Origin of the sequence: Pseudanabaena sp. 'Roaring Creek' (assembly GCF_001402795.1) — a bacterium.
GTDB lineage: Bacteria > Cyanobacteriota > Cyanobacteriia > Pseudanabaenales > Pseudanabaenaceae > Pseudanabaena.
Genome location: NZ_LIRE01000483.1, coordinates 1 through 4,636, shown reverse-complemented (window position 1 = coordinate 4,636; position 4,636 = coordinate 1). Strand labels below are relative to the sequence as shown.

The following is a 4,636-nucleotide window of genomic DNA, read 5'->3' as shown; positions in this document are numbered from 1 at the left end:
TATAGTTGTTTTAAATAACTTGTAGACGGGCTTCGACTTCGCTCAGCCCTCGGTGTAAGCTAGCTGAGCGAAGTCGAAGCTGTAGTTTTTATTTGAATTATCTATAAAAACCAAACACAGTAAAGTTTTTAATTCCCAAAATGGCGTTGCCATTTTGGGAATTGGTATTAGCTCAAGGGACAATAGGCTATGCGAATCGCCACCTTGTCCCTTGGAGCTTATATCCTCGGTCATATACCCAAAGGCATCTTTAAAGCGATCGCATTGCAAGGTAGGCTAGTAATATTGTCTATAGCAAAAGGAAACCTCCCGTGCTTTTATCAAAAGGCTTTGAAGTAGAAATATACACCTCTACACCAACGGGGGATGTGGTGGGCTTTTCCGATCGCATTGTGGCAAATCTTCATGGGTTTGTCCGCGAACCAGATAGCCGCAACGTTGAATATATTACGCCACCCTTTCATAAATACGAGCCATTATTAATGGCTCTAGTAGAACCCCGTCAAAAATTACGCAGTTATTTGCGATCGCTTGGGGATTATACCCTTATGCCTGGAAGTACTCTGGCTTTAGGCGGGGTGGATCGCTTCTATCGTTCCGATCCTCAAAATCCTTACCATACCTATATCGAGGAAACCTATGGTACGGATGTAGTCACCGCAAGCATTCATATTAATGTTGGCATTGCCGATCTAGAGTTATTAATAGCCGCTTGCCGACTCATTCGCCTCGAAGCCCCACTATACCTCGCCCTTAGCGCCGCATCTCCCTTTCTCAACGGGAAAGCAACAGGATTTCATTCGTCCCGTTGGCAAATGTTTCCGAAAACGCCGAAATTAGTCCCCCTATTCCGAAGTCACCGCCACTTTGTGGAATGGACAGAACAACAATTAGAATTGGGCACAATGCAGAATGTCCGCCACCTCTGGTCGTCAGTACGTCCTAATGGCGATAATCGCCCTTACAATCTCAACCGTTTAGAATTAAGAATTTCCGATCTAGTCATCGACCCCGTCGCCTTACTATCTATCTCGGCTCTTTTAGAAATGCGCCTCAATCAGTTTCTGGAAGCTGGCATCGGTTCGTCGCTCGATCCCCTCGCGCCCCATGCGACCAAGTTCACACCCGATGAACTCGCAGATATCGCCGATCGCAATGAAGTTGCCACAGCGACTAGCAGCCTTGATGCAGTTTTGACGCATTGGCAAACAGGAGAACAAATTACTGCAAGAGAATGGATTTCTAACCAATACGAAGAACTGCGATCGCGTGCTAAAGATAACGGTGTATGGTGCTTCTTGTCACCCTTAAAAAAGATTCTCGAACAGGGTAATGAAGCCCAACGCTGGTTAGCTGCTTATCACAATGGGCTGAGTCCTCGCCAAATCATGACCGATGCGATCGCCTCTGCCGAACAAATGGATAAGGAATTAGCAGAAGCTTTGTTATTGTCCTAGAGAATAGAGAGTGCTTTGCGCTCTCTATTCTGTTTCCCAAAATCTCTCGCTCAGCATTATCTGCCAATCCCTTGAAAATTTCCATCGATCGGGAAATTCAACTTCTCGATATTCTTCACGCACAGTTTTGAGAGCAATTTCCCACGCATCAGCAAAACTCTCATCCCAACGAGTTTTGAGGCTGGGGACTTGTTTGAGCAAAACCTGAAGTTCATTACGTTGATTACGAATTGTGCGTTCCCAGCCATTGTAGTCGTAGGGAATATTGACATACAAACGCTTGAGTAGATTTTCTAACAATGTGATTAAACGACTAATTAATTCTTTTTTCTGCGAAATCCCCAAAGACTCTACCTCTCCAATCAAATTCTCCAAATCTAAATTTTCAAAATCATGCGCTCTGAGTTTGGCAACTGTTTCTTCTACCCAGAGTAAAATATCTTGTTCGTATAGTGAATTTACAACTTGTGTCATTGCTTTTACTCCAAAGTTTCTAATTCCAAGTTAATGCGTTTATACAAAACTGAAGTGGCGATCGCTACTTCAAAGGATGCTAGGGAAATAGCTGCATCGTTCTCATAGGCAGTGAATATCCAGCGATCGCCTTCTTTGTAAAAATGTTCGACATACTGGCGATCTTGAGAAATCAGCAAATATTCCTTAAAAGAGGGAATATTTCGATAGGATGCAAATTTGCCAATTCGGTCGTAGCTTGCAGTGGATGGCGATAGAATTTCGGCAATCAAAATCGGATTGACTAATGTATCTTTTCGTCCTTCTTGATATTCCAATGGCTCAGCTATAACCATCACATCAGGATATGTAGCTATTTTGCGATCGGGAATCCAAAGACGCTGATCGGTGACAAAAACTCGATAGGGACTTGGTAAAGCGAAATGTAACAGAGATAGTAAATTAACAACAAGGGTATTGTGTGTTGGTGTACCACCAGTCATCGGGTTGATTTCTCCATCAATGTATTCATTTCTAGTTTCCGAAAGAATTTCGCGATCGAAGTACTCTGTAAGAGAATATTTTTTTGTGAGAGTTAGCATAATTACCTTCTTAATTTGAGAGTATTGCGTAGAGGCGTTTCGCACCCCTACGCAATGGAATTTTAGGGAGATAAAACTAAAGCTTTGGGAATAGCACTGATTAACTTTTGGGTATAAGGCTGTTGGGGATTGCTATAGATCGCCTCGGCGGTGTCTAGCTCGACGATTTCGCCTTTGTTCATCACCATAATGCGATCGCTCATAAATTTGACGACTCCGAGATCGTGGGATATAAAAATATAGGTCAACCCAAATTCCGCTTGCAGTTCTTTAAATAAATTGAGAACTTGAGCCTGTACGGACACATCCAAGGCGGAAACAGGTTCGTCGGCAATAATTAATTTAGGATTGAGAGCCAAGGCTCTGGCGATGCAAATCCGCTGACGTTGACCACCAGAAAACTCATGGGGATAGCGGCGCATAGCACTTTTGGACAGACCCACCCGCTCTAATAGATAGGCAACTCTTTCTTTTCTCGCATCAACATGCCGATAGCGGTCAAAGCGCTCTTGATGGCTGTGAACGATTAATGGTTCAGCGATCGCATCACCCACACTCATCCTTGGATTGAGCGAACCAAAGGGATCTTGAAACACTACTTGCAGATCGCCGCGCAATCTTTGTAAGTCTCCCCCCCGCAATCGCGAGATTTCTCGTCCTTCAAACTTAACAGAACCCATCAGCCCATTAGCTAAACCGAGAATTGCTCTACCCGTAGTCGTTTTACCACAACCCGACTCCCCAACCAGTCCAAGAGTTTCACCACGGTAGACATCAAAGCTAATGTTATTGACCGCCACTAGATAGCGTTTTTTTAGCCCTAAAATATTGCGAATGGGGAACTCAATTCTCAGGTTGCGGACGGAGAGGATCGGCTCATGCTTCTGTAATTCCAATAGATGGGCGGCAATTTCTTCAGGGGAAACGACTTCCAAGTACCGAGCGGTAAGTTCTTTCTCCACCATCTGTCCGTTCTGCATTTCCATAAAGTCACTAACGGTTGGCAGCAGGCGCAATTGGCGGTCGGGCTGAGGACGACAAGCAATTAAACCCTTGGTATAGGGATGTTGGGGATTTTGGAAGATCGCCGCCGTTGCTCCCATTTCCACAACTTCCCCTTGGTTCATGACGATCGCCCGATCCGCGATCGCCCCTAAAAGCCCCAAATCATGGGTAATAAAGATCATCGACATCTGGCGCGATCGCTGAATTTCCTTGAGCAGATCTAGAATTGTCGCTTGGACAGTCACATCTAGCGCTGTTGTCGGCTCATCAGCAATAATTAACTGCGGATTACAGGAAATCGCCATGGCAATCATCACTCGCTGCAATTGTCCGCCCGAAAGCTCGTGGGGATAGCGTTCAATTAATTGTTCGGGATTGGGTAATTGCACCTCCTGAAAAAGCTGGATCGTGCGGGTCTTTGCTTCCGCTGCGGAGACTTTTTGATGCAGTTGAATTGCTTCGATCACCTGATAGCCGCAGGTGAATAGAGGATTGAGCGATGTCATCGGCTCCTGAAATACCATCGATATGCGATCGCCTCGATATTGCAGCATTTTCTGGGGCGATACTTTGACCAGATCGACGGGTGATTCACCGCTTGGTCGAAATATTACTTCTCCGTGAATCTTGCCCGACTCTCCTAACAACCCCATAATCGCTAAAGCCGTCGCCGATTTGCCAGAGCCAGACTCACCGACGATGCCAAGGGTCTGACCTTGAGCGAGATCGAAGGAAATATTCTTGACAGCCTTGACCAGCCCCTCATCGCCACGAAAGGTAACTTGTAAGTCACGCACTGAGAGCAATAAATCTTCATTCTGGACTGAATCTTGGGCTAAAGCGGGAGATTGTGACATAAATTATAAGCTGGGATTATAAGCTAGATTATGAGCTGGCAGAATTACTCATTATTTTGACATCCACCCCGCGCTGAAGCGACGGGGATTCCTAAGACTCACGACTTAGGTTTCTGCTTCATAGCACCAGCCTTCCGAGATTTACTCTCTTCAGGTCTTACAGTCGCTCCACAGACTGACACGGCAAGTCCTGCCGCCAAAATATTTTTTGCCGCATTCACATCTCTATCGTGATATGTACCGCACTTAGGGCAATCCCACT

Annotated in this window: 5 protein-coding genes; 1 reads left to right on the top strand and 4 read right to left on the bottom strand. The window is 45.4% G+C overall.

The features are described 5' to 3' along the window. Window positions 1-311: 311 nt before the first annotated feature. The gene (gene gshA, locus AC805_RS15260; RefSeq protein WP_055076215.1) at window positions 312-1,457 is read left to right on the top strand and encodes a glutamate--cysteine ligase; all 1,146 of its coding nucleotides are present in this window, start codon (window positions 312-314) and stop codon (window positions 1,455-1,457) included. A gap of 24 nt (window positions 1,458-1,481) precedes the next feature. Here the strand turns inward: gshA and AC805_RS15255 are convergent, their stop codons facing one another. From AC805_RS15255 to AC805_RS24790, 4 genes are all read right to left on the bottom strand, one after another. Then, window positions 1,482-1,931 (bottom strand): DUF29 domain-containing protein, encoded by a 450-nt coding sequence (locus AC805_RS15255; RefSeq protein WP_055076214.1) that lies wholly within the window; start codon window positions 1,929-1,931, stop codon window positions 1,482-1,484. A 5-nt stretch (window positions 1,932-1,936) separates the two neighbouring features. Then, window positions 1,937-2,512, bottom strand: a complete 576-nt coding sequence (locus AC805_RS15250) for a Uma2 family endonuclease (protein ID WP_055076213.1) — start codon at window positions 2,510-2,512, stop codon at window positions 1,937-1,939. Window positions 2,513-2,574: 62 nt separating this feature from the next. Then, on the bottom strand, window positions 2,575-4,374 hold the full coding sequence (locus tag AC805_RS15245) for an ABC transporter ATP-binding protein (RefSeq protein ID WP_055076212.1): 1,800 nt from the start codon (window positions 4,372-4,374) through the stop codon (window positions 2,575-2,577). A gap of 98 nt (window positions 4,375-4,472) precedes the next feature. Further along, window positions 4,473-4,636: zinc ribbon domain-containing protein (locus AC805_RS24790; RefSeq protein ID WP_156341418.1), on the bottom strand; the 164-nt coding region annotated here is incomplete at its 5' end.

Coding starts and splice junctions, on each gene's coding strand:
- AC805_RS15255 (WP_055076214.1), bottom strand. CDS start 1,931: ATGACACAAGTTGTAAATTCACTATACGAACAAGATATTTTACTCTGG.
- AC805_RS15250 (WP_055076213.1), bottom strand. CDS start 2,512: ATGCTAACTCTCACAAAAAAATATTCTCTTACAGAGTACTTCGATCGC.
- AC805_RS15245 (WP_055076212.1), bottom strand. CDS start 4,374: ATGTCACAATCTCCCGCTTTAGCCCAAGATTCAGTCCAGAATGAAGAT.